Source organism: Klebsiella sp. w6 (genome assembly GCF_033100215.1).
In the GTDB taxonomy this organism is placed as follows: Bacteria; Pseudomonadota; Gammaproteobacteria; order Enterobacterales; family Enterobacteriaceae; genus Klebsiella; species Klebsiella variicola.
On sequence record NZ_CP136907.1, the window covers coordinates 4,310,613 to 4,336,836 of the forward strand.

Below are 26,224 nucleotides of genomic sequence, written 5' to 3' on the forward strand. Positions count from 1 at the left end.
CAATTGCCTGCTGAAACGCGTTTGCAGCGCAAAAATGCACCACAACAGTGCATTTAATGTAACGTTTTTGCACCACGGCAGGCCACGCTTTCTTCGCTGCCTGCTGGTGGTGCATCAGGCGCTGAGCGACTCTTCCCGGGCGCTGGCCGCCAGCTCTTCGCCAGCCAGCTGCAGCTGATACATCTGCCAGTAACGCCCCTTCGCCGCCAGCAGCTGCTGATGGGTGCCCCGCTCGACAGCCTGACCGCGATGCAGCACCAGGATGGTATCGGCCTCAACGATGGTTGACAGTCGATGGGCGATAACCACGAGGGTGGTATGCTGGCGGACTTTCGCCAGCGCCTGCTGGATCGCCTGCTCGGTGCCGGAGTCGATGTTTGCCGTCGCCTCATCCAGAATCAATACCTGCGGGGTCTCCACCAGCACGCGCGCCAGCGCCAACAGCTGTTTCTGCCCAACGGAGAGGTTATTGCCCTGCTCGCCCAGCTGAGTGTACAGGCCATCGCTCATGCTGCGCGCCACCTCCGCCAGTTGCACCGCCTCCAGCGCTTCCCAGACCTGCGTCTCACTGATATCCCGACCCAGCGCGACGTTGGCGTAGAAGGTATCCGCCAGCACCACCGGATCCTGTTGCACCATCGCGATGCCCCGACGCAACGCGCTGTGGCTGAGGGAAGCAAGCGGCCGGCCATCGATGCGGATCTCCCCGTGGGTTAACGGGTAATAGCCCATCATCAGACTCGCGAGAGTACTCTTCCCGCTGCCGGTATGCCCGACCAGCGCCACGAAGCTGCGGGAGGGAATATCCAGACTGATATCCTGCAGGACCAGTCGATCCCCCCGGTAGGCAAAGGAGAGATGGTCAATTTCCACCCGGCCGCTGCTCAGCGGCGCGTCATCCGAGCCCCACGCCTGGCGCGGGCGATCCATCAGCTCAAAAACGCGTTCGCCGGCGACCACCGCCTGCTGCAGCATCGACTGCTGGGTGGTCAGCTCAATAAGCGGCTCGTTAAGGCGTCCGAGATAGCTGATAAACGCGTACAGGACCCCGACCTCGATCGTGCCCACCGCGCTAAAGCCAAACAGCATCAGCAGCCCGCACAGCACCAGCGAGGAAAAAAGGCTCAGCAGCGGGCGCAGCAGAAAACCGTCGAGGCGCAACGTCTGCATCCGCGCCAGATAGTGGGCATAGCTGGCCTCGCGCATCCGTTCGCCAAAGCGCGCCTGCTGGCGGAACTGCTGGATCACCCCCATGCCGTTGATCACTTCGTTGAAACCATCGTTGATATCAGCAAGCCAGGCGCGCACCCGGCGCACGATCGGCGTGCTATAGCGCTGATAGATGATCATCACGATCAGCACCGCCGGGAAGATCGCGATCGCCACCAGCGCCATCCGCCAGTCGAGGCTAAACATCGCCACCAGCATCGCGCCGATCAGCGCCGCGCTGCGCAGCACCGTCGCCACCACCGTCACGTACAGATCGCGAATGACTTCCGTATCGTTGGTCACCCGCGAGATAAGCTGCCCAACCGGCTGGGTATCAAACTCGCTGAGCGGCTGATGCAGGGCGGCATCCATTACATCGCTACGCAACTGCTGGACGACGCCGACCGCGGCGCGGTTAAACAGCAGCGACTGGTTATAGTGCAGTAATGCCGCCAGCAGCTGCAGGCCGATATAGGCTACCGCCAGGCCTGCCACCAGCTTCAGCGGGAGCGTATGCTTCGCCACCATATTATCGATGAAATAGCTGATGAGCAGCGGGCCGCTCACTTCCGCCGCCGCCGCGATCCACATCATCCCCACCGCAATGGCCAGCGGCTTACGCCAGGGAGAACCATAGGCCAGCAGGCGTTTAAGCGTCGGCCAGAGTTCGGTAAAGCTACGCATCCAGGGCCTCCTCTTGCGCCTGCGGAACCTCGTCAAGCGCGGCTTCCAGCTGCTGGTAACGATACATGTCGCGGTACCAGCCTGGCTGCACGGCCAGCGCCTCATGGCGGCCACGCTGGGCAATATGCCCATGCTGTAACACCAGAATTTCACTGGCCTCGGTCAGCGCCGACAGCCGGTGGGCGCTGATAATCACCGTCCGCCCCTCCCCCCACTGGCGCAGGTTGTGCAGGATCTGGTGCTCCGTACGGCCATCTACCGCCGACAAAGCATCATCAAGGATCAAAATTTCAGCCTCCAGCAGCAGAGCGCGGGCAATCGAGATGCGCTGTTTCTGGCCGCCGGAGAGCATCACGCCGCGCTCGCCCACCTCGGTATCGTACCCCTGGGGCAGGCGCAGAATGTCGTCATGCACGCTGGCCAGCCGTGCCACGCGTTCAATCTGCGCCGGTGTCGCATCCGGTTTGCCCAGCGCGATATTATTGGCGACGGTGTCGGAGAATAAAAATGGCGTCTGATTGACCACCGCCAGCCGGGCGCGCCAGCTGTCGAGCTGCAGACGCGGCAGCGGCAGATCGTGAAAGCGGATCTCGCCGCTGGTGACGTCAAAATGACGTTGCAGCAGCGCCAGAATGGTACTTTTACCGGCGCCCGTCGGCCCGCAGATACCCAGCATTTGCCCCGGCTGGAGGGTAAAATTAACCTGCTCCAGCGAAGGTTTACTCGCCTGCGGATAGATGAAGTTGCGGATGGCAACCTGCAGGACACCGCGGCCTGCCGGCACTGCTTCAGTACCGTCGTCTACCGCTGGCGCCTCTTCGAGCATCGTGCGGATACGGCCATAGGCCGCGCTACCGCGCTCAACAATGTTAAACATCCACGCCAGCGCCAGCATCGGCCAGATCATCAGGCCAAGATACATCACAAAGCTGGTCAGCTGGCCCAGCGTCAGGCTGCCGTGGATCACCATCCAGCTGCCGCCGCCGATAGCCAGCAGGTTAGCGGCCCCGATGGCGATATAGATGGTGGGGTCGAAACGCGCGTCAATGCGTGCCACGCGCATATTTTTCGCGCCGGTATCGGCGGCATCGGCGGCAAACTGCGCCGACTGGCGATCCTCCAGCCCAAAAGCCTTAATCATGCGGATGCTGGTCAGGCTCTCCTGTGTGCGATCGTTAAGGCTGGAAAAGGCCGCCTGGGCCACGCGAAAACGTTCGTGAAGCGCATCGCCGTTGCGTTTGATCGCCAGCGCCATCAGCGGCATCGGCAACAGCGCCAGCAGGGTGAGCTGCCAGCTAATCTGCGTCGACATCACAATCAATACCGCACAGCCCATCACCATCGAATCCACCAGGGTTAACACCCCTTCACCGGCGGCAAATACCACCCGGTCAACATCGTTGGTGGCGCGGGCGATCAGATCGCCAGTGCGATGGCGCAAATAGAATGCCGGATGCTGGCGGCTCAGTTGCCGGTAAAAATCTTCCCGCAGTTCGACCGCCAGCTGGTAAGAGGCGCCAAACAGCAGCACGCGCCAGACATAGCGCAGCAGGTAGACCATTACCGCGACCAGCACCAGCGCGCCGATCCACATCCACACCTTCTCTGCGGTGTAATGTTGTTGCGTCACGCCGTCCACCACAATGCCCACCACCTTCGGCGGAATAAGCTGCAGGACGGCAATAATGGCCAGCAGGGCAATCGCGCCAAGATAGCGGCGCCACTCCCGGCGGAAGTACCAGCTGAGTTGAGCAAATAATCGCAAGCAGTAAAATCCTGATTTGTAATGGGTTACGGCGCAATACCGTTATTCGACAGGCAAGGCGGTGGTATATTTTATCTGTTCCATGGCAAAACTCGAAGTGACATCCGACAGCCCCGGCACGCTGTTCACTAAACGTTTATAAAAATCGTCATAGCGTTTCATATCGGCCACCTGCACCCGCAGCAGGTAATCATACTCTCCTGCCATCCGCCAGAAGCCGAGCACCTCCGCCATCTGCGTCACTTCGCTCACAAAATGGCCATACCAGTCGCTGCTGTGATGCTGAGTCTTGATCAGGACAAACGCCGTCAGGCCCAGCCCCACCTTTTCGGCATCCAGTAAGGCGACGCGCCCGCGCAAAATACCTTCATCTTCGAGCCGTTTCAGGCGCTTCCAGCAGGGCGTGGTGGTCAGATTAACGGCATCGGCCAGCGCCTGCAAAGAGAGGGTGCAATCTTCCTGCAGCAGCGCCAGCAGCTTACGGTCAATTTTATCTAGCATAGGGCATCCGAAGAGAAAATTTTGCTCTCATAATGGTAATCCAAAGGCTAAATGGCAACAATTTTTCCTGCGCTTTCCGCTAAGCTAGGCACAAAATGACAAACAGGAAATCACGATGAATAGCGCCTGGGTTAAACATGCCATTAGCGAAATCAACGCCGACTATCAGCGCTCCGCCGACACGCACCTGATCCGTCTGGCGCTGCCCGCTTTTCCGGGCATCCACCTGTATCTGAAAGATGAAAGCACCCACCCCACCGGCAGCCTTAAACATCGCCTGGCGCGGTCGCTGTTTCTCTATGGCCTGTGCAACGGCTGGATCAAAGAAGGTACGCCGATTATTGAATCCTCCTCGGGTTCAACCGCCGTTTCGGAGGCCTACTTCGCCCGCCTGCTGGGGCTGCCGTTTATCGCCGTGATGCCTTCCTGCACCGCCAAACGTAAGATCGAACAGATCGAGTTTTACGGCGGACGCTGCCATTTTGTGCAGAGCGCCTGCGAAATCTACGATGCTTCCGAAACGCTGGCCCGCGAGCTGAACGGCCATTATATGGATCAATTCACCTTTGCCGAGCGGGCCACCGACTGGCGCGGCAATAACAATATCGCCGACAGTATTTTCCGTCAGATGAGCCATGAACCGCACCCGCAGCCGTCATGGATCGTCATGAGCGCCGGCACCGGCGGCACCTCGGCAACCATTGGCCGCTATATTCGCAGCCAGGGCCATGAGACGCAGCTGATGGTCGTTGATCCGCAGAATTCGGTCTTCCTCGAATACTGGCAGACCCGCGACGCCACCCTGCGCAGCCCGGTCGGCAGCAAAATTGAAGGCATCGGCCGCCCACGCGTCGAACCGTCATTTATTCCCGACGTCGTCGACGAGATGCTGCGCGTACCGGATGCGGCGAGCGTGGCCACCGCCCTGTGGCTGGAAACACAGCTTGGGCGCAAGGTCGGCGCTTCTACCGGCACCAATATGTGGGGCGTATTGCAGCTGGCCGCGCGGATGCGCGAGGAAGGGCGAACGGGTTCCATCGTCACGCTGTTGTGCGACAGCGGTGAGCGCTACCTGGAAACCTATTACAACCCGCAGTGGGTGGCCGCCAATATCGGCGATATCGCGCCCTGGCAGGCGGAGATCGCCGCGCTGGTCGGCAGGCGATAAAAAAAGCCAGATAGAAAACTATCTGGCTTGCCGGAAGGGTCTCTCTATTCGGGGGAATAAGGAAGATCAGGATTATCCAGCCAATGCGTTAAAAAGTGGGAGACCGCCTGATGCCGGCAGTCTCCGATAACCGGAAGATGCGGCAGCTCGGCTTTCAGCTGCGGCATCGCGTTGCCCATGATAAAACCCCGCCCAACGCTGCCCAGCATCTCGCGGTCATTCATAGCATCGCCAAACGCCATGCACTCCTGCAGGGTGAAGCCTAAGTGCTGGCTGAGCACCGCCAGCGCCGCACCTTTATTACACCCGACCGGCAGCACTTCCAGACAGTCCATCGCCGAGAAGCAGAGAAACGCGCGATCGCCCAGCGTCTCATTCAGTTGGATCAGCAGGCGGCGGAGATCGTCATGATCGCCGCAAAAACAGATCTTGGTGACATGCTGCGCCGACATGCGTTTCGGATCGCACAGTTGATAGTGAAAGCCGCTGAAGACATGCGCTTGCAACAATTCAGGCCTTGCCTGACCGGTGAACCAGCCGCCATCGTTAAACACATGCATGCTGGCCTGAGTATCCCATTTGCTGTGCAGCACCGTTTCCGCCGCCTCGGGAGCGAGATCCTGGCGATAAAGCTCCTCCCCTTCCAGCGAATGGATGCGCGTCCCGTTGCCGGTGATCAGAAATGCGTCCAGGGAAAATTCGCCAATCACATGGTGCATCTCCAGCACATGGCGACCGGTAGCGAACGTCAGGGTGATATTACGTTCCCGCAGCCGTTTCAGCGCGGTGAGCGTTTGCTCGCCGAGACGATGGTCCGGCATCAGCAGGGTGCCGTCCATATCAAATGCGGCCAGTTTTGCCATGGTGTATTCCCCGATGTGTGATGGGCTTCGCTTGTGTTGCAGTATCACCTGGGATATACGGAAGTAATAGTGAATAGATATTATTAATTGTTCCGGGTTTACAGCGGCCCGGTGGATGACGGCCCCCATGCGACTCTTACACCGTTTAAATCAATACCAGCGATTGTGGCAACCCTCAGCCGGGGCGCCGCAGCAGGTGACCGTCGGCGAACTGGCGGAGCGCTGTTTTTGTAGCGAACGCCACGTCCGCACTCTGCTGCGTCAGGCGCAGGAGGCGGGGTGGCTAAGCTGGCAGGCCAGCTCCGGGCGCGGCAAACGCGGACAGCTCTCATTTCACAAAACCCCGGAAAGTCTGCGCAACGAGATGATGGAGCAGGCGCTGAGCAACGGTCAGCAGCAAAACGCGCTGGAGCTGGCGCAGCTGGCCCCGGTGGAGCTGAAAGCCCTGCTCCATCCCTTCCTCGGCGGTCAGTGGCAAAACAATACTCCGACGCTGCGTATTCCTTACTATCGCCCACTGGAGCCGCTGCGTCCTGGCTTTCTCCCCGGACGCGCCGAGCAGCATCTGGCCGGGCAGATCTATGCCGGGCTGACGCGCTTCGATGAAGGCGACAATATGCCGATCGGCGATCTGGCGCATCACTGGCAGGTCTCGCCGGACGGCCTGCGCTGGCATTTTTACATTCGCTCCACGCTGTACTGGCACAATGGCGATGCGGTGCAAACCGCACAGCTACGGCAGCGGTTACAGTTGCTGCTTGAGCTGCCCGCCTTACGGACCCTCTTCGCCAGCATCAGCCGTATCGATGTCACTCACGCCCAGTGTCTCACCATCACGCTGCATCGTCCTGACTACTGGCTACCGTTCCGTCTCGCCAGCTACTGCAGCGTGCTGGCGCATCCCGACGATCCGGCCATCGGCTGCGGGCCATTCCGCCTGAAGCGGTTTAGTCCGGAACTCGTCCGCCTGGAGAACCATCCCCGGTACCACCTGCAGCATCCGCTGATCCAGGCGGTGGAATACTGGATCACTCCTCAGCTCTTTGACCGCGATCTCGGCACCAGCTGCCGCCACCCGGTGCAGATCACCATCGGCGATCGCGAAGAGCTCCACAATCTGCGCCAGGTCAGCAACCGTATCAGCCTTGGCTTCTGCTATCTGACCCTGCGCCACAGCCCGCGTCTTAGTAAAACGCAGGCCCAGCGGCTGGTGTCGATAATCCATCACTCGTCGCTGCTGGAAACGCTGCCGCTGGAGGAGGATCTGATTACGCCAAGCCATGAGGTGCTGCCGGGATGGTCCATCCCGCAGGGACCGGAAAACAACGCGGTGCCGCTGCCGGCCAGGCTCACTCTGCTCTATCATCTGCCGGTCGAGCTTCATGCGATGGCCGAGCAACTGAGGCAACGGCTGGCTCTGCTGGGCTGCGAACTGACGATCATTTTTCATGACGCCAAAAACTGGGAAGGCTGTCAGCATCTGGGGCAGGCCGACCTGATGATGGGCGACCGACTGATCGGCGAAGCACCGGAGTACGCCCTGGAGCAGTGGCTGCGCTGCGATATGCTGTGGCCTAATTTGCTGACCGGGGCGCAATATGCCCATCTGCAGGCGACATTAGACGCCGTGCAGTCTCAGCCCGACGCCCGCAGCCGCAACGATGCGCTGCGCAACGTGTTCAACAGTCTGATGGAAGACGCCATCATGACGCCGCTGTTCAAGTATAACTATCGGATCAGCGCGCCGCCGGGGGTTAATGGCCTGCGCCTCAACGCCCGGGGCTGGTTTGACTTCGCCAGCGCCTGGCTGCCGGCCTCGTTGACGTGAGAGAGCTGGTCGCCGCGCGCGTCTGGCGCTACCATAGCGCCTTTACTCATTTAGTCAGGAATTGCCATGAAACGCGCCGTAGTTGTCTTCAGCGGAGGACAAGATTCAACCACCTGTCTGGTGCAGGCTCTGCAACAGTATGATGAAGTGCATTGCGTCACTTTTGATTATGGCCAACGCCACCGCGCGGAAATCGACGTTGCGCGCGAACTCGCCCTGAAACTGGGCGCCGTCGCGCATAAAGTGCTGGACGTCACTCTGCTCAACGAACTGGCAGTCAGCAGCCTGACCCGCGATAACATTCCGGTACCCGACTATCAGCCTGATGCCGAAGGCATTCCCAACACCTTTGTCCCCGGGCGCAATATTCTGTTTTTAACCCTGACAGCAATCTACGCCTATCAGGTGAAAGCCGAAGCCATCATCACCGGCGTGTGCGAGACCGACTTCTCCGGCTACCCGGACTGTCGCGATGAGTTTGTCAAAGCGCTGCACCACGCCGTCAGCCTTGGGATGGCGAAAGACATTCGCTTTGAGACGCCGCTGATGTGGCTGAATAAAGCCGAGACCTGGGCGCTTGCCGACTTCTGGGGTCAGCTGGATCTGGTGCGCCAGGAAACCCTCACCTGCTACAATGGCATTAAGGGCGATGGCTGCGGCCAGTGCGCCGCCTGTAACCTGCGCGCAAACGGACTCAACCAGTATCTGGGGGACAAGGTCGGCGTAATGGCGGTGATGAAGCAAAAAACCGGGCTGGCACAGGCATAGCCTCCGGGGCGCGATTTACCGGAGCTTTGACTCAAATTCCCCGGTAGCGCGACGCTTACCGGGGCTACGGGTTCATCACCTGCCGTGGGCCCGTCACTCGCACGTCGGTTGTCAGCGCAAGTTCATCTGGTCAAGTTTCTCACGCAACTCCCCTTCCAGCGGCAGCGCCTTCTGGGTTTTCAAATCGATACAGACGAAGGTAATCAGCGCATCGGCCACCACTTCGCCATTGGGGTTGAGGGTGACCACCTGACTAAGGGTGCCGCTTTTGCCGTTGAGTTGCTCCAGTTTGCTGCTCACTGTCAGCACATCGCCCAGCACCGCCGGACGACGGTAGTTAATATTGATATTCACCACCACGAAGGCGATGTTTTTCTCCATCATCCACTGAAACGCGGGGCTGTTTTCCAGGCCGTCCCAGCGGGCTTCCTCAAGGAACTCCAGGTAACGTGCGTTGTTCACATGCTGGTAGACGTCCAGATGATAGCCGCGAACTTTAATTTGTGTCTGCATAGCACTAATGCCTTTCTGTTATTGTTGTTTATGAGGTAAGAGGTCACACCACTTGATGCAACCTCTTTATCCTGGCAAAAAATCACCGCTGTGCAAGGTCTGGCATAAAATTTACAGCGTCAGATGGGCTAAATTGCGCTCCACCAGCGCGCTCCCCATTCCCGGGACCTGCTTCAGATCATCGAGGGTTTTGAACGGCCCGTACTCTTCGCGGTAGCTGACAATGGCCTGGGCTTTTTTCAACCCTACGCCATTCAACGCCTGCGCCAGCTGTTCGGCGCTGGCGTGGTTAATGCTGACTTTTGTCGCCCCGTTGTCGGTGTCGCCGGGCACCGCTTCCGCCTTCGCCGAAGCGGTCGCCTGCACATTTTCTTTATTCACCGCCGCTTTACCGCTGGCGGGTGCCGCCAGCGCGCCCTGTACGCCTACCGCGAAAACCAGAACGCCCGCGGCCATCAGTGTTTTTATTCCATATTTCATGCTGATATCTCCTTGTGTGTAGACAGCAAGGTTACGATAGCGTCAGTGCGGATGGCCGACAAAAGGCAAATCACAGAAATGGAAAGGGCCGCGAAAGCGGCCCTTGAGGATTACATCATGTTGCTCATTTTTGCGAGACGACGCGAAATTACTGCTGCTGGTCGATGCTGTCGCCCAGCTTAATTTTCGCCGCCTTGCGCAGGTTGCTCATCAGCGCTTCGAAAGCGATTTGGGCGTTGTTCTGGGTAATCCCCTGAACCATGGCCTTCTTCTGCTCTTCCGGCATGTTGCCTGCTTTCACTTCATCCAGCGCCACCAGCACCACATCGCCTTGCATATTGCTGCCAACGCCGTAGACCGGTTTGCCCTGCTGCGGCAGCGGCAGAGTGAATGCCAGCTGGCTCAGCGGATCCTGGCCGGTACGGGAAAGCGTCTGCGGCGCGCCAAAGCTCAGGCCAGCCGCCTTCATCGCTTCATCGCCTTTGCCGTCTTTCAGCGCCGCCAGCAGCTTGTCGGCGTCCAGTTTCGCCTGCTGTTCCGCTTTATTGTGCTTAACGATATCGCTAACCTGCGCCTTCACTTCAGCCAGCGGCTTCACCGCCTCGGCTTTGTGCTCGCTGATGCGCAGAACAAATGCGCGATCGCCGTCAACGGTAATGATGTCGGAGTTGCTGCCCGGCGCGCCGTTCTCACCCACCAGACCGCCGTTGAAGATAGCGTCAGCGACCGGTTTAAAGTTCAGCTCTTCCGGCAGGTTATCGCGGCCAAACCAGCCGGTTTCCACCACCTTCAGTCCGGCGACCTGCGCCGCGCCCGCCAGCGATTCATTATCGTTGCTGGCCGCATCGCTCACCTTCTGCTGCAGCGCGTAGTAAGCATCCAGCGCTTTTTCCTGCTTCACTTTCGCCGCAATGTCATTACGCACGTCAGCCAGCGGCTTCACCTGCGCCGGCTGGACGTCGTCCAGACGGGCCACCAGGAAGCCAACCGAGGATTTGATCACGCCAGACAGCTGGCCTTTCTCTTTCAGCCCGGCATCTTTCAGCTCTGGCACCGTAGAGGCCTCTTCCATCCACCCCATATCGCCGCCGTTGCGGGCAGAGATAATATCGGTCGATTTTTCTTTCGCCAGCGTGGCGAAATCTGCCCCTTTTTGCAGCTCGGCCAGCACCGCTTTCGCATCGGCTTCCGTTTTGGTCTGAATCACGCTGTAGCGGTTGCGCTGCGGCTGAGTGAACTGATCCTTATGCTGGTCGTACCATGACTGAATCTCTTCGTCAGAGGCGCTCTCCTGCATGCTGGCGGCATCCATTTTGATATAGCTGACGCGGAACTGCTCCGGCGCCATAAAACGGGCCTGATTCTGCTGCCAGAAAGCGTTGATTTCCTCATCGCTGGCCGTCTGTTTTGCCGCCAGGGCATTCACGTTGATGGTCGCTTCGCGGACGACACGCTGCTGAGACACCAGCGCCGCCAGCTGATCGGACTCACCCGGGAGCATGAAGTCGGTACCCGCAATGGCGTTAATCAGCTGTTGGGTGGTCAGCTGGTTACGCAGCGCCTGAGCGTACTGATCGGTGGTCATCCCCATCTGGGCGACAATACCGCTGAAACGCTGGTTGTCGAACTTACCGTTCGTCTGGAAAGCCTGGGTCTGGAAGATCGCCTGCTTCACCTGCTCATCGCTGATGCTGAGGCCCAGCTCGCGGGCATACTGATCCAGAAGCGATTCATCGATCAGGCGGTTCAGCACCTGCTGGCGCATGGTTTTCATGTAGTTTTCGTTCGCCGCCAGCTCGGAGAACTGGTCGCCAAGCTGCTGCTGCATACGGTTACGTTCGCTGGCGACGGCATTTTCAAACTGCCCACGACCAATCTCCTGGCCATTCACTTTTGCGGCATAGTTTTTGCCACCGCCAATCAGGTAACCACTCACCCCGGTCAAAATGAACGAGACGATAATGATACCGAAAATAATCTTGAGCACGACGCTGTTGGCGGCCGTGCGTAGGTTGTCCATCATGGTGTAACAACGCTCCGCTGTAGATGACTTTAGCTCGCGCAGCATAGCACGTGATAGCCGCCGCGCGTGAGGACGTATTTTGACAAGAAAACAGGGTGATTGTCAGCCCACAAGTGGCGATAAACACACATAAAGTGGTCTGAAAAGGCAATAAAAAAGGCACATCTCACGATGCGCCCTTGTACTTCGTCACATTCCCTGACGGGAAAGCCGATCAGTTCACCGCGTCTTTCAGCGCTTTACCAGCACGGAAGCCCGGCACTTTTGCGGCAGCGATAGTAATTTCTTTACCTGTTTGTGGGTTGCGACCAGTACGGGCGGCACGTTCTTTAACAGCAAAGGTACCAAAACCTACCAGCGCAACGTCATCCCCAGCCTGCAGAGATTCAGTAACAGAAGCGATTAAAGCATCTAACGCACGTCCAGCTGCAGCTTTAGAAATGTCCGCACCCGCAGCAATTTTGTCAATCAGTTGAGATTTATTCACTGTTCTCTTCCTCTCTTTATAATTTATATCGCACCTGAGTCCTTCATAGTGCGACCGCGCAGCAGTTATATCAGGACTGTCATGCCCTTACAACAGCAGTTGTCGATGACCCCCCTGCCAGCGATCTAAGTTAGCTACACAAAAAAAGGCTGGCAAGTCCGAAATGACTTACCAGCCCTATTTTTATTAGCGCAATTTGCGCAGAATCACTATTTCGCGGTCACAACCTGCATGCCGAACGGTTCGTTCTGCAGCGCAAGTGTCAGAACTTCCTCGATTCGTTTCACCGGATGGATATCCAAATCGGCGATAACGTTATCTGGAATTTCTTCAAGGTCGCGTTTGTTCTCATCAGGAATCAGAACAGTCTTAATGCCGCCGCGATGCGCCGCCAGCAGTTTTTCCTTCAGACCGCCGATCGGCAGCACCTGACCACGCAGAGTGATTTCACCGGTCATCGCCACATCAGCGCGTACCGGGTTACCGGTCAGGCAGGAGACCAGCGCCGTACACATGGCAATACCCGCGCTAGGACCATCCTTCGGCGTCGCCCCTTCCGGAACGTGGACGTGAATATCACGCTTCTCGTAGAAGTCGGCGTTAATGCCCAGTTTGTCCGCCCGCGAACGCACCACGGTCAGCGCAGCCTGAATCGATTCCTGCATGACCTCACCCAGCGAACCGGTGTAGGTCAGCTTGCCTTTGCCTGGTACGCAGGCGGTTTCGATGGTCAGCAGATCGCCCCCCACCTCCGTCCACGCCAGACCGGTCACCTGACCGACACGGTTCTCGCTATCGGCACGGCCATAGTCAAAGCGCTGTACGCCGAGATAATCATGCAGATTCTCACCGTTAATCTCGATGTGTTTCAGCGACTTATCCAGCAGCAGCTGTTTAACGGCTTTACGGCACAGCTTGGAGATTTCACGCTCCAGGCTACGAACCCCCGCTTCACGCGTGTAGTAACGAATAATGCCGATAATGGCGCTATCGTCGACGGTCAGCTCGCCTTTCTTCAGCGCGTTACGTTCGATCTGCTTCGGCAGCAGGTGACGCTTGGCGATGTTAAGCTTTTCATCTTCGGTGTAACCGGAGAGGCGAATCACTTCCATACGGTCCAGCAGCGGCGCCGGAATGTTCATGGAGTTAGACGTCGCCACGAACATCACATCGCTGAGATCGTAATCCACTTCCAGATAGTGGTCGTTAAAGGCCACGTTCTGTTCCGGATCCAGCACCTCAAGCAACGCAGAAGCCGGGTCGCCGCGCATGTCGGAAGACATTTTGTCGATCTCATCCAGCAGGAACAGCGGGTTTTTCACCCCCACTTTCGCCATTTTCTGGATCAGTTTGCCCGGCATCGAGCCAATATAGGTCCGACGATGACCGCGAATTTCCGCTTCATCGCGCACGCCACCTAACGCCATACGTACGTATTTACGTCCGGTCGCTTTGGCGATGGATTGACCTAACGAGGTTTTACCTACCCCCGGCGGTCCCACCAGACAGAGGATTGGCCCCTTGATTTTGTTCACCCGGCTCTGCACCGCGAGATATTCAAGGATGCGATCCTTCACGCGCTCCAGGCCATAGTGATCGGTATCAAGGATCTCCTGGGCCTGGCGCAGGTCTTTTTTGACCTTACTGCGCGCGTTCCACGGCACCTGCACCATCCAGTCGATGTAGCCACGCACGACGGTCGCTTCCGCCGACATCGGCGACATCATCTTCAGTTTCTGCAGTTCCGCTTCGGTTTTTTCTTTCGCCTCTTTCGGCATTTTCGCCGCGTCGATCTTACGCTTCAGCGCTTCGTTTTCGTCCGGGGCGTCGTCCATCTCGCCGAGTTCTTTCTGAATCGCTTTCATTTGCTCGTTCAGATAGTACTCGCGCTGGGATTTCTCCATCTGCTTTTTGACGCGGTTGCGAATACGCTTCTCAACCTGCAGCAGATCGATTTCCGATTCCATCATCGCCATCAGATATTCCAGACGTTCGTTGACGTCGGACATCTCAAGCACAGACTGCTTGTCAGCCAGCTTCAGCGGCATGTGCGCCGCGATGGTATCCGCCAGGCGTGCCGGATCGTCGATGCTGTTCAGCGACGTCAGCACTTCCGGTGGGATCTTTTTGTTCAGCTTGATATAGCCTTCAAACTGGCTGATAGCGGTGCGAACCAGCACTTCCTGCTCGCGTTCGTCAATCGCCGGCGAGTCGAGATACTCCGCTTTCGCCGAGAAATGTTCGCCATTATCAGACAGCGCAGAAATACGTGCACGCTGCAGCCCTTCGACCAGCACCTTCACGGTGCCGTCCGGCAGCTTCAGCATCTGCAAAATAGACGCCACGGTTCCAACGGTGAAAAGATCGTTTACACCCGGCTCATCCGTCGACGCTTCTTTCTGCGCAACCAGCATGATTTTTTTATCATGGTCCATGGCCGCTTCGAGGCAACGAATAGATTTTTCCCGCCCTACGAACAGGGGTATGACCATGTGCGGATAAACCACCACATCGCGCAATGGCAATACGGGGATTTCAATGCGTTCAGAACGCTCAGGATTCATAGAGCTCTCTCTTAGTTTAAAGTCCGCCAGGTAGCCGACGACGCCATACTCCACTGCATCGTCGTTAATATGTAATCCAGTATATGGGGATGTATTCCACACATTCAACGGCGGGAATGCAGGAAAAATAAAAGGGGAGATAAAATCCCCCCTTTTTGTTAACTGCTTGAGTGAAATGGTTAATTATTCACCAGATGCCTGCTGGGCTTCCGGTTTGCCGTAGATCAGCAGCGGTTTGCTCTGACCCTCGATAACCGACTCATCAATGACCACTTTTTCGACATCATCCATCGAAGGCAGGTCATACATGGTATCCAGCAGTGCCGCTTCCACAATCGAGCGCAGACCGCGGGCGCCGGTTTTACGCGCCATCGCTTTCTTGGCGATGGCGTCCAGCGCTTCGTCGCGGAATTCAAGCTCTGCGCCCTCAAGGCTAAACAGCGCCTGATACTGCTTGGTCAGGGCATTTTTCGGCTCTTTCAGGATCTGGATCAGGGCTTCTTCGCTCAGCTCATTCAGGGTCGCCACCACCGGCAGACGACCAATGAATTCCGGGATCAGACCAAACTTGATCAGATCTTCCGGCTCGACCTGGGCCAGCAGCTCGCCTTCGCTCGCTTTGTCGGACTTCGCTTTTACCGTCGCGCCAAAACCAATGCCGGAGCCGGTTTCAACACGGTGGGAAATCACTTTGTCCAGGCCGGCGAACGCGCCGCCGCAGATAAACAGGATCTTGGAGGTATCAACCTGCAGGAACTCTTGCTGCGGATGTTTACGCCCGCCCTGCGGTGGAACGGCGGCGACGGTGCCTTCGATAAGCTTCAGCAACGCCTGCTGTACGCCTTCGCCGGAGACGTCGCGGGTAATCGACGGGTTATCGGATTTACGCGAAATTTTGTCGATTTCGTCGATATAAACGATGCCGCGCTGCGCTTTCTGCACGTCGTAGTCGCACTTCTGCAGCAGTTTCTGAATGATATTTTCGACGTCCTCACCCACATAACCCGCTTCGGTCAGGGTGGTGGCGTCTGCCATGGTAAACGGCACATCCAGCAGGCGCGCCAGCGTTTCCGCCAACAGCGTTTTACCGGAACCGGTCGGCCCGATCAGCAGAATGTTACTTTTACCCAGCTCTACGCCATTGCTGGTATCGCCATTGCGCAGACGTTTGTAGTGGTTGTATACCGCGACCGCCAACACTTTCTTCGCCTGTTCCTGACCGATGACATAGTCATCAAGGTGGTGGCGAATCTCGTGCGGCGTCGGCAACGCGCTGCGCTCGCGGTGCGGCGCAACTTCTTTAATCTCTTCGCGAATGATGTCGTTACATAAATCAACGCATTCGTCGCAGATATACACGGATGGCCCGGCGATCAGCTTACGCACTTCATGCTGGCTTTTGCCGCAAAAAGAGCAATACAACAATTTGCCCGATCCATCTTTGCGTTTATCTGTCATGAGTCCAAACCTCTTTTTAAGTTCTTTGTGCCGCACACGACGACGCAAATGCCATTCTCAGGCGCAAGCTGCCATATAGCGTTGTGCCGCCCTTCATTAGTATATACACAAAATCCTTCGCGCTACATCGAGGCGGTGGCAAAGCCTCCGGCCGCAAGCCTGACCGGCAAGCGTCCGAAAAAATGCCAACCACCCGAAAAATCGCGGCGAGAAGGATGAAGCGTAAAGCGGCACCCTTGCGCCTCGGGCATCAATTACGATGGGTCAAAATAGAGTCGACCAGCCCGTACTCCACGGCTTCCGCAGCAGAGAGGAAGCGGTCACGCTCGGTGTCACGCTCAATCTGCTCAAGAGACTGGCCGGTATGATGCGCCATCAGCTCATTCATGCGTCCTTTCACCTTCAGGATTTCACGGGCGTGGATCTCAATATCCGTCGCCTGTCCCTGATAGCCGCCCAGCGGCTGGTGGATCATCACGCGGGAGTTCGGCAGGCAGAAGCGCTTGCCTTTCGCCCCGGCGGTCAGCAGAAACGCGCCCATAGAAGCGGCCTGCCCCATACAAATGGTGCTGACATCCGGCTTGATGAACTGCATGGTGTCATAAATCGACATCCCGGCGGTGATCACCCCGCCCGGAGAGTTAATGTACAGGTAAATGTCTTTTTCCGGGTTTTCTGCTTCCAGAAACAGCATCTGCGCCACGATCAGGTTTGCCATGTGGTCTTCGACCTGGCCGGTCAGAAAAATGACGCGTTCCTTAAGCAGACGGGAGTAGATATCAAAAGAACGTTCACCGCGTGAGGTCTGTTCAATGACCATCGGCACCAGGGCCATATGGGGTGCAAAGTTGTCTCGTTCGCCACTGTATGACATTTCCGTCTCCTGGAGTAATTTTAAAATACCTGCTGCACTGATTGTAACCTTACGGACGGATTATCAGCCACAGTTTCTATCCGCTGAACGCGTCACCGCCTCTTCAACACGCGTGCGATAGCGGATGCAGTTGCCTCCCCCGGTAATGGGGATGGTGTTGCCATATTTCAAGCATAACAAGCTTTTGCTGTAACGCTATCATGGTAAATGCGTTTTAGCACCGTGCCTGAGGCTATCATTATCTTAAAAAAAAACCCGCCGCCTTTCGGCAACGGGTTTTTGCTCGAACCTTAAACAATCGCGGCGAAATTACGCCTGCTGGTTCATCAGTTCGTTGAAGGAAGTGGCTTTTTCAGACACTTTGGCTTTCGCCAGCACAGCTTCAACAGCCTGCTCTTCCAGCGCCACGTTGCGCATGTTGTCCATCAGCTCTTTGTTCTTGCTGTAGAACTCAACCACTTCTGACGGATCTTCGTACGCAGAAGCCATCTCTTCGATCAGGCCTTTCACGCGCTCTTCGTCAGCTTTCAGCTCATTGGTGCGAATCACTTCGCCCAGCAGCAGACCGACAACAACGCGGCGTTTAGCCTGCTCTTCGAACAGCTCGCGCGGCAGTTCCAGAGCCTGTTTCTCGTTGCCACCGAAACGCTGAGCAGCCTGACGACGCAGCACGTCGATTTCGCTGTCAATCAGGGCAGCCGGAACGTCGATCTCGTTGGCTTTAACCAGACCTTCGATAGCCTGAGACTTCACGCGGTTACGCACAGCGCCTTTCAGCTCGCGCTCCATGTTTTTACGCACTTCAGCGCGCAGGCCAGCGACGGAACCATCTTCAACGCCGAAACGTTTGATGAATTCTTCAGTCAGCTCCGGCAGTTCACGCTCTTCAACTTTTTTCAGGTTGATAACGAACTTAGCCGCTTTACCTTTCAGGTTTTCTGCGTGGTATTCTTCCGGGAAGGTCACGTCGATGGTGAACTCTTCGCCCGCTTTGTGGCCTTTGATACCATCTTCGAAGCCCGGGATCATGCGACCCTGGCCCATCGCCAGTACGAAGTCAGAGGCTTTGCCGCCTTCGAACTCTTCGCCGTCTACGGAACCGGTGAAGTCGATAGTGACGCGATCTTCAGCGTCAACGGCGCCGTCTTTGTCTTTCCAGGTCGCCTGCTGTTTGCGCAGGGTTTCCAGCATGGTGTCAACGTCAGCGTCGGTCACTTCAACAACCGGTTTTTCAACTTCGATCGCGTCCAGACCCTGCAGTTCAACTTCCGGATACACTTCGAACTCTACCGCGTAGGTGAAGTCTTCGCCCAGTTTGTATTCGCCCGGAACGTAGTTCGGCGCACCGGCCGGATTGATTTTCTCTTTGATGATCGCGTCAACGAAATGACGGCTCATCAGGTCGCCCAGCACGTCCTGGCGAACGGATGCGCCATAACGCTGAGCAACAACATTCATCGGCACTTTGCCTTTACGGAAGCCGTCAATGCGAACTTTTTTCGCTACGTTGACCAGCTCGCTTTTGACAGCATTCTCGATGCTGTCAGCGGCGATAGTAATCGTTACACGGCGCCCAAGGCCCTGAGTGGTTTCAACTGAAACTTGCATCTTGTTACCTCAAAAAAATCACAGTGCTCGGTCAACTCTGGAAGCGCGTGTAGGTGGCTTCGCAGAACCGGGATGCCCTCTTCAAATCAGAAACACATTCCCTGTCGTCAGAATCATCCCGAAGACATTCATATATAAGACGCGGCATTATAGCGGCATCACTTTTGTGAGTCGAGAACGGTTGTCGCCCACTGCTGCGGCATTTTTCACATTTCCCGCTCAAATTTGTCCGCAAAAGCGCTCACTTTGCGCATTTTCCAGGCAAAACAAAACGGCCCGTAGGCCGTTTTTGCTAAATCTGCAAGCAACATACTGGAAAAGCGCCAGCGGTTGCAAATGGGATTTCTAGGCGATACTCCCCGCACCGCGGCAAGGCGGCGAGGCGAAAACCGTATCCTGTAATGCTTCCCACTCTTTTATCGTATAGGTGTGCAGCGCCAGGGCATGCACCGTATTCGACAGCTCCTCGGTTAGCGTGCCGTAGATCATACGGTGGCGATTGAGGAAACGCTCGCCAGTGAAGCGATCGCTCACTAACACCACTTTAAAATGACTTTCAGAGCCCGCTGGGACGTTGTGACGATAACTTTCATCCACGACTTCGAGATACATCGGGTCGAACGCTGCTCTAAGTTTTGCTTCGATCTGTTCACGTATCATCATGAATTTTCTCCTCCGACAACGCTGAGATGCCGCCACTCCATTTAAATGTTAGCCGCTTTTACCGCTTCCATTAGGAGAAAACAACAAAAAATTAGCATTGTTCTGATATTTTCATTCAAAAGTATCACGTTTACTGGCTCTGGTCGCCAGATCCGCCGGGGAAAGAGCGATTAACCGTGGCGGGACGCTCAGAAAACCGCCAGGGCGATGGATTTACACGCGTTGCCACTTCCCCTTGCCGTTGGCAATGCTATGATGGCGGTAATTTTCCTTATAACAACACCATGCGTTGAGACCTGAACATGCTTAAGAAGATCCTTTTCCCGTTGGTCGCCATGTTTATGCTGGCAGGATGCGCCACGCCGCCGACCACCATTGAAGTATCGCCGAAAATCACGCTGCCGCAGCAGGATCCGAGCCTGATGGGCGTGACCGTCAGCATCAACGGCGCCGATCAGCGTCCGGACCAGGCGCTGGCGAAAGTCACGCGCGACAATCAGCAGGTCACCCTCACCGCCTCGCGCGATCTGCGCTTCCTGCTGCAGGAAGTGCTGGAGAAACAGATGACCGCTCGCGGCTACATGATTGGCCCGAACGGTGCGGTCGATCTGCAGATTATTGTCAATAAACTCTACGCTGACGTCTCCCAGGGCAACGTGCGCTACAACATCGCCACGAAAGCCGATATCGCCATCATCGCCACCGCGGCAAACGGCACGAAGATGACCAAAAACTACCGCGCCAGCTATTCCGTTGAAGGCGCCTTCCAGGCCTCGAACAAGAACATCGCTGATGCCGTCAACAGCGTCCTGACCGATACCATCGCCGATATGGCGCAGGACACCAGCATCCACGATTTCATCAAGCAAAACGCGCGTTAATGCCACCACGAACCCGGCCGCGGCCGGGTTCGTGCTTTATGCTATGTCCAGTCACTACTTACGCATTTTTCAACAGCCGAAATCAGCGATTTTGCTGATCCTCGGTTTCGCCTCAGGCCTGCCGCTGGCCCTCACCTCCGGTACCCTGCAGGCCTGGATGACAGTGGAAAATATCGATCTGAAAACGATCGGTTTTTTCTCACTCGTCGGCCAGGCCTATGTCTTTAAATTTCTCTGGTCCCCGCTAATGGACCGCTATACGCCGCCGTTTCTTGGACGTCGTCGCGGTTGGCTGCTGACTACCCAGGTCCTGCTCCTGCTGGCTATCGCGGCGATGGGCTTTCTTGAGCCTGTCTCCCAGCTCCGCTGGATGGCGGCGCTGGCGGTGGTGATCGCCTTCTGCTCGGCGTCACAGGATATTGTGTTCGACGCCTGGAAAACCGACGTTCTGCCAGCGGAAGAGCGCGGCGCTGGCGCCGCGATCAGCGTGCTGGGTTATCGCCTCGGGATGCTGGTATCCGGGGGGCTGGCACTGTGGCTTGCCGACCGCTATCTCGGCTGGCAGGGGATGTACTGGCTGATGGCGGCGCTGCTGGTGCCGTGCATCATCGCCACACTGCTGGCGCCCGAGCCGAGCGACGTTATCCCGGTTCCCAGATCGCTGGAGCAGGCGGTCGCCGAACCGCTGCGCGATTTTTTCGGTCGCAATAACGCCTGGCTGATTCTGCTGCTCATCGTCCTTTATAAGCTGGGCGATGCGTTTGCCATGAGCCTGACCACCACCTTCCTCATCCGCGGCGTCGGTTTTGACGCCGGCGAAGTGGGGATGGTGAACAAAACCTTAGGCCTGTTTGCCACCATTCTCGGCGCCCTGTACGGCGGGGTCCTGATGCAGCGGCTGACGCTGTTTCGGGCGCTGCTGATCTTCGGTGTGCTGCAGGGGGTCTCCAACGCTGGCTACTGGCTGCTGTCGATTACCGATAAGCACCTCTATTCCATGGCAACCGCCGTGTTCTTTGAAAACCTGTGCGGGGGAATGGGGACGGCGGCGTTTGTCGCGCTGCTGATGACGCTGTGCAATAAATCCTTTTCCGCTACCCAGTTCGCGCTGCTCTCTGCGCTGTCCGCGGTCGGCCGCGTGTACGTTGGGCCGATCGCCGGCTGGTTTGTCGAGGCCCACGGCTGGTCGACGTTCTATCTCTTCTCGGTCGTTGCGGCGGTACCGGGGATCGCGCTGCTGCTATTGTGCCGGCAAACGCTTGAGCATACCCAACGCACAGCAAGCTTTATGCCGCGAAGCGAATACCCGCAAGCCTATGCGCTGGCGTTAAGGATCCTGGCGCTGGGCTGCCTGCTGCTGGCGGTATGGCTGGTACTGCTGATCATGAACGCCCTGGATTACACCGCCTTCTCTTTCCTGTCCGGTCTGCTGGAGGTTGCGGCGCTGACTGCGGTGGGCGGTATTTTGTTCGGCGGTCTGCTCGACTACCTGGCGCTGCGTAAAACTCGCCTGATTTAAGGAAGCTGCATCATTATTAGCCGTTGTAATTACGAAACGTAATTATAACGGCTTATTAACGCTTTTATATTGCCCGCCGCGCTATTTGTTGTTTTGTGCGTTTTTGATTTCTGGAAATTATTGACAGTTTTCATTCGATTCTTTAAATAATTTAACCGATTCAGCTACGGCGATTTTATTTTAGGTTTTCACAATGTCTTTTATTTGATAATTAAATGTTAAACAATTGTTCTAATTTTTGGGTGGTTATGCCCATTCGCCGCTAAGCACTCCTTTTCTTATCCCTTTCGTTATCAATCCCACGAAAATCAGGCTTTGCAAGCGATTACGTAACACTACGTAACATATGTGACAAACCAAGCAGAAGCCGCTAACACAGAACTGACAGAGATCCAATCATGTTTACAGTAATGCAACCTTACCGTAAAATGCCCGTACACTTTAAACGCCACCAGATCCCGTGGAATTGAGGTCGTTCAATGAGACTCAGGAAATACAATAAAAGTTTGGGATGGATGTCATTAATCGCAAGTACTGTATTACTCAGTGGTTGTGATTCTGCACTCCTTGACCCAAAAGGACAGATTGGACTGGAGCAACGCTCTTTGATTCTGACGGCCTTCGGCCTGATGATGATTGTCGTTATTCCCGCCGTCTTGATGGCAGTAGGATTTGCCTGGAAGTATCGCGCGAGCAATAAAGATGCGAAGTATAGCCCGAACTGGTCACACTCCAATAAAGTGGAAGCTGTGGTCTGGACGGTACCTATTCTGATCATCCTGTTCCTGGCCGTTCTGACCTGGAAAACCACTCACGCACTGGAGCCAAGCAAACCGCTTGCCCACGACGAGAAACCAATCACCATCGAAGTCGTTTCGATGGACTGGAAATGGTTCTTTATCTATCCGGAACAGGGTATTGCTACCGTTAACGAAATCGCCTTCCCGGCGAACGTACCGGTACACTTCAAAGTGACCTCTAACTCGGTGATGAACTCGTTCTTCATTCCGCGCTTAGGTAGCCAGATTTACGCAATGGCCGGGATGCAGACTCAACTGCACCTCATTGCTGACGAAGCTGGTACTTATGACGGTATCTCCGCTAGCTACAGTGGCCCGGGCTTCTCAGGTATGAAGTTCAAAGCGATTGCTACTCCGGATCGTGCAACCTTCGATCAGTGGGTTGAAAAAGCCAAACAGTCGCCGAACTCCATGGACTCCATGGCCGCGTTCGATAAAGTGGCTGTGCCTAGCGAATACAACAAAGTGGAATACTTCTCTAACGTGAAGCCGGATCTGTTCAAAGATGTTGTGAACAAATTCATGTCTCACGAGAGCATGAACATGTCCAAACCTGAAGGCGAGCACGCTGCTCACGACGGGATGGAAGGCATGGACATGAGCCACGCGGAAACCGCTCACTAAGGGGCCGAGGAAGAAAACGATGTTCGGAAAACTTACACTGGATGCAGTGCCCTACCACGAACCCATTATCGTGGTTACGGTGGCTGCGATTATCATTGGGGGACTGGCGCTTCTGGCTGCCATCACTTACTTCGGTAAGTGGTCCTACCTGTGGAACGAGTGGCTGACTTCTGTCGACCACAAACGTCTCGGTATCATGTACGTTATCGTGGCAATCGTCATGCTGCTGCGTGGCTTTGCTGATGCCGTTATGATGCGTAGCCAGCAGGTGCTGGCCTCGGCCGGGGAAGCAGGCTTCCTGCCGCCTCATCACTACGATCAGATCTTTACCGCCCACGGCGTTATCATGATCTTCTTCGTGGCGATGCCGTTCGTTATCGGTCTGATGAACCTGGTGGTTCCGCTTCAGCTCGGCGCGCGCGACGTGGCCTTCCCGTTCCTCAACAACCTGAGCTTCTGGTTCACCGTTGTGGGCGTGATTCTGGTTAACCTGTCTCTGGGCGTCGGTGAGTTCGCGCAGACCGGTTGGCTGGCCTATCCGCCGCTGTCGGGAATTGAATACAGTCCTGGCGTAGGGGTCGATTACTGGATTTGGGCGCTGCAGCTCTCCGGTATCGGTACTACCCTGACCGGTATTAACTTCTTCGTGACCATTATCAAGATGCGCGCCCCGGGCATGACCATGTTCAAGATGCCGGTATTCTCCTGGGCATCTCTGTGCGCTAACATCCTGATTATCGCCTCTTTCCCAATTCTGACCGTCACCATCGCGCTGCTGACCCTGGATCGTTACCTGGGCACCCATTTCTTTACCAACGATATGGGTGGCAACATGATGATGTACATCAACCTGATTTGGGCCTGGGGTCATCCGGAAGTGTACATCCTGGTTCTGCCGGTGTTCGGGGTCTTCTCCGAAATCGCCGCGACCTTCTCGCGTAAGCGTCTGTTCGGTTACACATCTCTGGTGTGGGCAACCGTCTGTATTACCGTTCTGTCGTTCATCGTTTGGCTGCACCACTTCTTCACCATGGGTGCTGGCGCGAACGTAAACGCCTTCTTCGGTATTACTACCATGATTATCGCGATCCCGACCGGGGTTAAGATCTTCAACTGGCTGTTCACCATGTATCAGGGTCGCATCGTCTTCAACTCAGCGATGATGTGGACTATCGGCTTTATCGTGACCTTCTCCGTCGGTGGGATGACTGGCGTGCTGCTGGCGGTACCGGGCGCGGACTTCGTTCTGCATAACAGCCTGTTCCTGATCGCGCACTTCCATAACGTTATCATCGGCGGCGTAGTATTCGGTTGCTTCGCAGGTCTGACCTACTGGTGGCCGAAAGCCTTTGGCTTCACCCTGAACGAAACCTGGGGCAAACGCGCTTTCTGGTTCTGGATCATCGGCTTCTTCGTGGCGTTTATGCCGCTGTACGTGCTGGGCTTCATGGGTATGACCCGTCGTCTGAGCCAGCAGATCGATCCGCAGTTCCACCCGATGCTGGTTGTTGCAGCTTGCGGTGCAGCGCTGATCGCCTGCGGTATCCTGTGCCAGCTGATTCAGTTCTACGTGTCTATTCGCGACCGCGATCAGAACCGTGACCTGACCGGTGACCCATGGGGTGGTCGTACGCTGGAGTGGGCAACCTCTTCTCCACCGCCGTTCTATAACTTCGCTATCGTTCCTCAGGTTCACGAGCGTGATGCCTTCTGGGAAATGAAAGAGAAAGGTGAAGCGTACAAACAGCCTGCTCACTATGAAGAAATTCATATGCCGAAAAACAGCGGCGCCGGCATCGTCATTGCCGCCTTCGCTACGGTATTTGGTTTCGCCATGATCTGGCATATCTGGTGGATGGCGATTGCCAGCTTCATCGGCATCGTAGCGACCTGGATTATTAAGAGCTTTGACGAGGACGTGGATTACTACGTACCGGTTGCAGAAGTCGAAAAACTGGAAAAACAGCATTTCGATGAGATTAACAAAGCAGGGCTGAAAAATGGCAACTGATACTCTTGCGCATACTGCCCACGCGCATGAACACGGGCACCATGATACAGGACCGATGAAGGTATTCGGTTTCTGGATCTACCTGATGAGCGACTGCATCATCTTCGCTACGCTGTTTGCTACCTATGCCGTTCTGGTGAACGGCACGGCCGGCGGACCGACGGGCAAAGATATTTTCGAACTGCCGTTCGTTCTGGTTGAAACCGCACTGCTGCTGTTCAGCTCCATCACCTACGGCATGGCGGCTATCGCCATGTACAAAAACAACAAGAGCCAGGTGGTTTCCTGGCTGGCGTTGACCTGGTTGTTTGGCGCTGGCTTTATCGGGATGGAAATCTATGAATTCCATCACCTGATCATGGAAGGCTTCGGTCCGGATCGTAGCGGTTTCCTGTCGGCGTTCTTCGCGCTGGTCGGCACCCACGGTCTGCACGTGACCTCTGGCCTTATCTGGATGGCGGTGCTGATGTTCCAGGTTTCACGTCGTGGCCTGACCAGCACTAACCGCACGCGTATCCTGTGCCTGAGCCTGTTCTGGCACTTCCTGGACGTCGTGTGGATCTGCGTGTTCTCGGTTGTCTATCTGATGGGGGCGATGTAATGAGTCATTCTACCGATCATAGCGGCGCTTCTCACGGCAGCGTGAAGAGCTACATGACAGGATTTATCCTGTCCATCATCCTGACGGTCATTCCGTTCGCCATGGTGATGAGTGGCTCCGCCTCGCATGCGGTTATCCTTGGCACCATTCTGGTGACCGCTGTGGTGCAGATCGTGGTACACCTCGTGTACTTCCTGCATATGAACAGCAAGTCCGATGAAGGCTGGAACCTGACCGCATTTATCTTCACCGTAATCATCATTGCGATCGTGGTTGTCGGCTCCATCTGGATTATGTGGAACCTGAACTACAACATGATGATGCACTAAGAG

Annotated in this window: 22 protein-coding genes; 9 read left to right on the forward strand and 13 right to left on the reverse strand. The window is 56.2% G+C overall.

Going from position 1 to position 26,224, the window contains the following annotated elements; translation table 11 throughout:
• Nucleotides 1-114: 114 nt before the first annotated feature.
• Genes R0140_RS21175 through R0140_RS21185 form a run of 3 tightly spaced genes read right to left on the reverse strand, consistent with a single transcriptional unit; the run spans nucleotide 115 to nucleotide 4,159 of the window.
• The gene (locus R0140_RS21175) at nucleotides 115-1,893 is read right to left on the reverse strand and encodes a SmdB family multidrug efflux ABC transporter permease/ATP-binding protein (protein WP_008805412.1); all 1,779 of its coding nucleotides are present in this window, start codon (nucleotides 1,891-1,893) and stop codon (nucleotides 115-117) included.
• The gene (locus tag R0140_RS21180; protein ID WP_008805411.1) at nucleotides 1,886-3,658 is read right to left on the reverse strand and encodes a SmdA family multidrug ABC transporter permease/ATP-binding protein; all 1,773 of its coding nucleotides are present in this window, start codon (nucleotides 3,656-3,658) and stop codon (nucleotides 1,886-1,888) included. The genes R0140_RS21175 and R0140_RS21180 overlap by 8 nt, the downstream gene beginning before the upstream one ends.
• A gap of 42 nt (nucleotides 3,659-3,700) precedes the next feature.
• On the reverse strand, nucleotides 3,701-4,159 hold the full coding sequence (locus tag R0140_RS21185; protein ID WP_008805409.1) for an Lrp/AsnC family transcriptional regulator: 459 nt from the start codon (nucleotides 4,157-4,159) through the stop codon (nucleotides 3,701-3,703).
• 115 nt (nucleotides 4,160-4,274) lie between these two features.
• On the opposite strand from R0140_RS21185, the gene R0140_RS21190 reads away from it, so the two are divergent.
• Nucleotides 4,275-5,327 carry a PLP-dependent cysteine synthase family protein gene (locus R0140_RS21190; protein WP_008805410.1) on the forward strand — a complete coding sequence of 351 codons (1,053 nt, stop codon included), beginning with the start codon at nucleotides 4,275-4,277 and terminating at the stop codon, nucleotides 5,325-5,327.
• 44 nt (nucleotides 5,328-5,371) lie between these two features.
• Here R0140_RS21190 and cof read toward each other — a convergent pair whose 3' ends face one another.
• The gene (cof, locus tag R0140_RS21195) at nucleotides 5,372-6,190 is read right to left on the reverse strand and encodes an HMP-PP phosphatase (protein WP_317703889.1); all 819 of its coding nucleotides are present in this window, start codon (nucleotides 6,188-6,190) and stop codon (nucleotides 5,372-5,374) included.
• Nucleotides 6,191-6,317: 127 nt separating this feature from the next.
• On the opposite strand from cof, the gene R0140_RS21200 reads away from it, so the two are divergent.
• Together R0140_RS21200 and queC are read left to right on the forward strand one after the other, a co-directional pair.
• Nucleotides 6,318-8,018 (forward strand): SgrR family transcriptional regulator, encoded by a 1,701-nt coding sequence (locus R0140_RS21200; RefSeq protein ID WP_032753757.1) that lies wholly within the window; start codon nucleotides 6,318-6,320, stop codon nucleotides 8,016-8,018.
• A 66-nt stretch (nucleotides 8,019-8,084) separates the two neighbouring features.
• Nucleotides 8,085-8,786 carry a 7-cyano-7-deazaguanine synthase QueC gene (gene queC, locus R0140_RS21205; protein ID WP_008805406.1) on the forward strand — a complete coding sequence of 234 codons (702 nt, stop codon included), beginning with the start codon at nucleotides 8,085-8,087 and terminating at the stop codon, nucleotides 8,784-8,786.
• A gap of 111 nt (nucleotides 8,787-8,897) precedes the next feature.
• Here the strand turns inward: queC and R0140_RS21210 are convergent, their stop codons facing one another.
• From R0140_RS21210 to bolA, 9 genes are all read right to left on the reverse strand, one after another.
• On the reverse strand, nucleotides 8,898-9,299 hold the full coding sequence (locus tag R0140_RS21210; protein ID WP_008805405.1) for a YbgC/FadM family acyl-CoA thioesterase: 402 nt from the start codon (nucleotides 9,297-9,299) through the stop codon (nucleotides 8,898-8,900).
• A 111-nt stretch (nucleotides 9,300-9,410) separates the two neighbouring features.
• Complete coding sequence (locus R0140_RS21215; protein WP_008805404.1) at nucleotides 9,411-9,779, reverse strand: helix-hairpin-helix domain-containing protein; 369 nt, start codon at nucleotides 9,777-9,779, stop codon at nucleotides 9,411-9,413.
• 148 nt (nucleotides 9,780-9,927) lie between these two features.
• Complete coding sequence (gene ppiD, locus R0140_RS21220) at nucleotides 9,928-11,802, reverse strand: peptidylprolyl isomerase (protein ID WP_012968827.1); 1,875 nt, start codon at nucleotides 11,800-11,802, stop codon at nucleotides 9,928-9,930.
• Between the two features lie 214 nt (nucleotides 11,803-12,016).
• A complete protein-coding gene (gene hupB, locus R0140_RS21225) occupies nucleotides 12,017-12,289 on the reverse strand; it encodes a nucleoid-associated protein HU-beta (protein WP_002444653.1) in 273 nt (90 codons plus the stop codon).
• Between the two features lie 209 nt (nucleotides 12,290-12,498).
• Nucleotides 12,499-14,853: an endopeptidase La gene (gene lon / locus R0140_RS21230; protein WP_004151336.1), complete on the reverse strand. Its 2,355-nt coding sequence runs from the start codon at nucleotides 14,851-14,853 to the stop codon at nucleotides 12,499-12,501.
• A 183-nt stretch (nucleotides 14,854-15,036) separates the two neighbouring features.
• The gene (clpX, locus tag R0140_RS21235; RefSeq protein ID WP_008805402.1) at nucleotides 15,037-16,311 is read right to left on the reverse strand and encodes an ATP-dependent protease ATP-binding subunit ClpX; all 1,275 of its coding nucleotides are present in this window, start codon (nucleotides 16,309-16,311) and stop codon (nucleotides 15,037-15,039) included.
• Between the two features lie 250 nt (nucleotides 16,312-16,561).
• On the reverse strand, nucleotides 16,562-17,185 hold the full coding sequence (clpP, locus tag R0140_RS21240) for an ATP-dependent Clp endopeptidase proteolytic subunit ClpP (RefSeq protein ID WP_002891804.1): 624 nt from the start codon (nucleotides 17,183-17,185) through the stop codon (nucleotides 16,562-16,564).
• 309 nt (nucleotides 17,186-17,494) lie between these two features.
• On the reverse strand, nucleotides 17,495-18,793 hold the full coding sequence (gene tig / locus R0140_RS21245; RefSeq protein ID WP_008805401.1) for a trigger factor: 1,299 nt from the start codon (nucleotides 18,791-18,793) through the stop codon (nucleotides 17,495-17,497).
• A gap of 345 nt (nucleotides 18,794-19,138) precedes the next feature.
• On the reverse strand, nucleotides 19,139-19,456 hold the full coding sequence (gene bolA, locus R0140_RS21250) for a transcriptional regulator BolA (RefSeq protein ID WP_002891649.1): 318 nt from the start codon (nucleotides 19,454-19,456) through the stop codon (nucleotides 19,139-19,141).
• A gap of 302 nt (nucleotides 19,457-19,758) precedes the next feature.
• On the opposite strand from bolA, the gene R0140_RS21255 reads away from it, so the two are divergent.
• The 6 genes from R0140_RS21255 to R0140_RS21280 all read left to right on the forward strand — a co-directional run bounded on the left by R0140_RS21255 (nucleotide 19,759) and on the right by R0140_RS21280 (nucleotide 26,221).
• Nucleotides 19,759-20,337, forward strand: a complete 579-nt coding sequence (locus R0140_RS21255) for a lipoprotein (RefSeq protein ID WP_004204800.1) — start codon at nucleotides 19,759-19,761, stop codon at nucleotides 20,335-20,337.
• 43 nt (nucleotides 20,338-20,380) lie between these two features.
• On the forward strand, nucleotides 20,381-21,856 hold the full coding sequence (ampG, locus tag R0140_RS21260; protein WP_012542689.1) for a muropeptide MFS transporter AmpG: 1,476 nt from the start codon (nucleotides 20,381-20,383) through the stop codon (nucleotides 21,854-21,856).
• A gap of 479 nt (nucleotides 21,857-22,335) precedes the next feature.
• Nucleotides 22,336-23,280: a cytochrome o ubiquinol oxidase subunit II gene (gene cyoA, locus R0140_RS21265; RefSeq protein WP_008805398.1), complete on the forward strand. Its 945-nt coding sequence runs from the start codon at nucleotides 22,336-22,338 to the stop codon at nucleotides 23,278-23,280.
• A 19-nt stretch (nucleotides 23,281-23,299) separates the two neighbouring features.
• Nucleotides 23,300-25,291: a cytochrome o ubiquinol oxidase subunit I gene (gene cyoB / locus R0140_RS21270; RefSeq protein WP_012542690.1), complete on the forward strand. Its 1,992-nt coding sequence runs from the start codon at nucleotides 23,300-23,302 to the stop codon at nucleotides 25,289-25,291.
• Complete coding sequence (locus tag R0140_RS21275) at nucleotides 25,281-25,892, forward strand: cytochrome o ubiquinol oxidase subunit III (protein WP_002891635.1); 612 nt, start codon at nucleotides 25,281-25,283, stop codon at nucleotides 25,890-25,892. Before cyoB ends, R0140_RS21275 begins: the two co-directional genes overlap by 11 nt.
• Nucleotides 25,892-26,221 carry a cytochrome o ubiquinol oxidase subunit IV gene (locus R0140_RS21280; RefSeq protein ID WP_002891634.1) on the forward strand — a complete coding sequence of 110 codons (330 nt, stop codon included), beginning with the start codon at nucleotides 25,892-25,894 and terminating at the stop codon, nucleotides 26,219-26,221. Before R0140_RS21275 ends, R0140_RS21280 begins: the two co-directional genes overlap by 1 nt.
• The last annotated feature ends 3 nt before the right edge of the window (nucleotides 26,222-26,224 follow it).

What these genes read in the sequence shown, in the direction of transcription:
- R0140_RS21175 (WP_008805412.1), bottom strand. Translation starts at nt 1,893, where the DNA reads ATGCGTAGCTTTACCGAACTCTGGCCGACGCTTAAACGCCTGCTGGCC.
- R0140_RS21185 (WP_008805409.1), bottom strand. Translation starts at nt 4,159, where the DNA reads ATGCTAGATAAAATTGACCGTAAGCTGCTGGCGCTGCTGCAGGAAGAT.
- R0140_RS21190 (WP_008805410.1), top strand. Translation starts at nt 4,275, where the DNA reads ATGAATAGCGCCTGGGTTAAACATGCCATTAGCGAAATCAACGCCGAC.
- cof (WP_317703889.1), bottom strand. Translation starts at nt 6,190, where the DNA reads ATGGCAAAACTGGCCGCATTTGATATGGACGGCACCCTGCTGATGCCG.
- R0140_RS21200 (WP_032753757.1), top strand. Translation starts at nt 6,318, where the DNA reads ATGCGACTCTTACACCGTTTAAATCAATACCAGCGATTGTGGCAACCC.
- queC (WP_008805406.1), top strand. Translation starts at nt 8,085, where the DNA reads ATGAAACGCGCCGTAGTTGTCTTCAGCGGAGGACAAGATTCAACCACC.
- R0140_RS21210 (WP_008805405.1), bottom strand. Translation starts at nt 9,299, where the DNA reads ATGCAGACACAAATTAAAGTTCGCGGCTATCATCTGGACGTCTACCAG.
- R0140_RS21215 (WP_008805404.1), bottom strand. Translation starts at nt 9,779, where the DNA reads ATGAAATATGGAATAAAAACACTGATGGCCGCGGGCGTTCTGGTTTTC.
- ppiD (WP_012968827.1), bottom strand. Translation starts at nt 11,802, where the DNA reads ATGATGGACAACCTACGCACGGCCGCCAACAGCGTCGTGCTCAAGATT.
- lon (WP_004151336.1), bottom strand. Translation starts at nt 14,853, where the DNA reads ATGAATCCTGAGCGTTCTGAACGCATTGAAATCCCCGTATTGCCATTG.
- clpX (WP_008805402.1), bottom strand. Translation starts at nt 16,311, where the DNA reads ATGACAGATAAACGCAAAGATGGATCGGGCAAATTGTTGTATTGCTCT.
- clpP (WP_002891804.1), bottom strand. Translation starts at nt 17,185, where the DNA reads ATGTCATACAGTGGCGAACGAGACAACTTTGCACCCCATATGGCCCTG.
- tig (WP_008805401.1), bottom strand. Translation starts at nt 18,793, where the DNA reads ATGCAAGTTTCAGTTGAAACCACTCAGGGCCTTGGGCGCCGTGTAACG.
- bolA (WP_002891649.1), bottom strand. Translation starts at nt 19,456, where the DNA reads ATGATGATACGTGAACAGATCGAAGCAAAACTTAGAGCAGCGTTCGAC.
- R0140_RS21255 (WP_004204800.1), top strand. Translation starts at nt 19,759, where the DNA reads ATGCTTAAGAAGATCCTTTTCCCGTTGGTCGCCATGTTTATGCTGGCA.
- ampG (WP_012542689.1), top strand. Translation starts at nt 20,381, where the DNA reads ATGTCCAGTCACTACTTACGCATTTTTCAACAGCCGAAATCAGCGATT.
- cyoA (WP_008805398.1), top strand. Translation starts at nt 22,336, where the DNA reads ATGAGACTCAGGAAATACAATAAAAGTTTGGGATGGATGTCATTAATC.
- cyoB (WP_012542690.1), top strand. Translation starts at nt 23,300, where the DNA reads ATGTTCGGAAAACTTACACTGGATGCAGTGCCCTACCACGAACCCATT.
- R0140_RS21275 (WP_002891635.1), top strand. Translation starts at nt 25,281, where the DNA reads ATGGCAACTGATACTCTTGCGCATACTGCCCACGCGCATGAACACGGG.
- R0140_RS21280 (WP_002891634.1), top strand. Translation starts at nt 25,892, where the DNA reads ATGAGTCATTCTACCGATCATAGCGGCGCTTCTCACGGCAGCGTGAAG.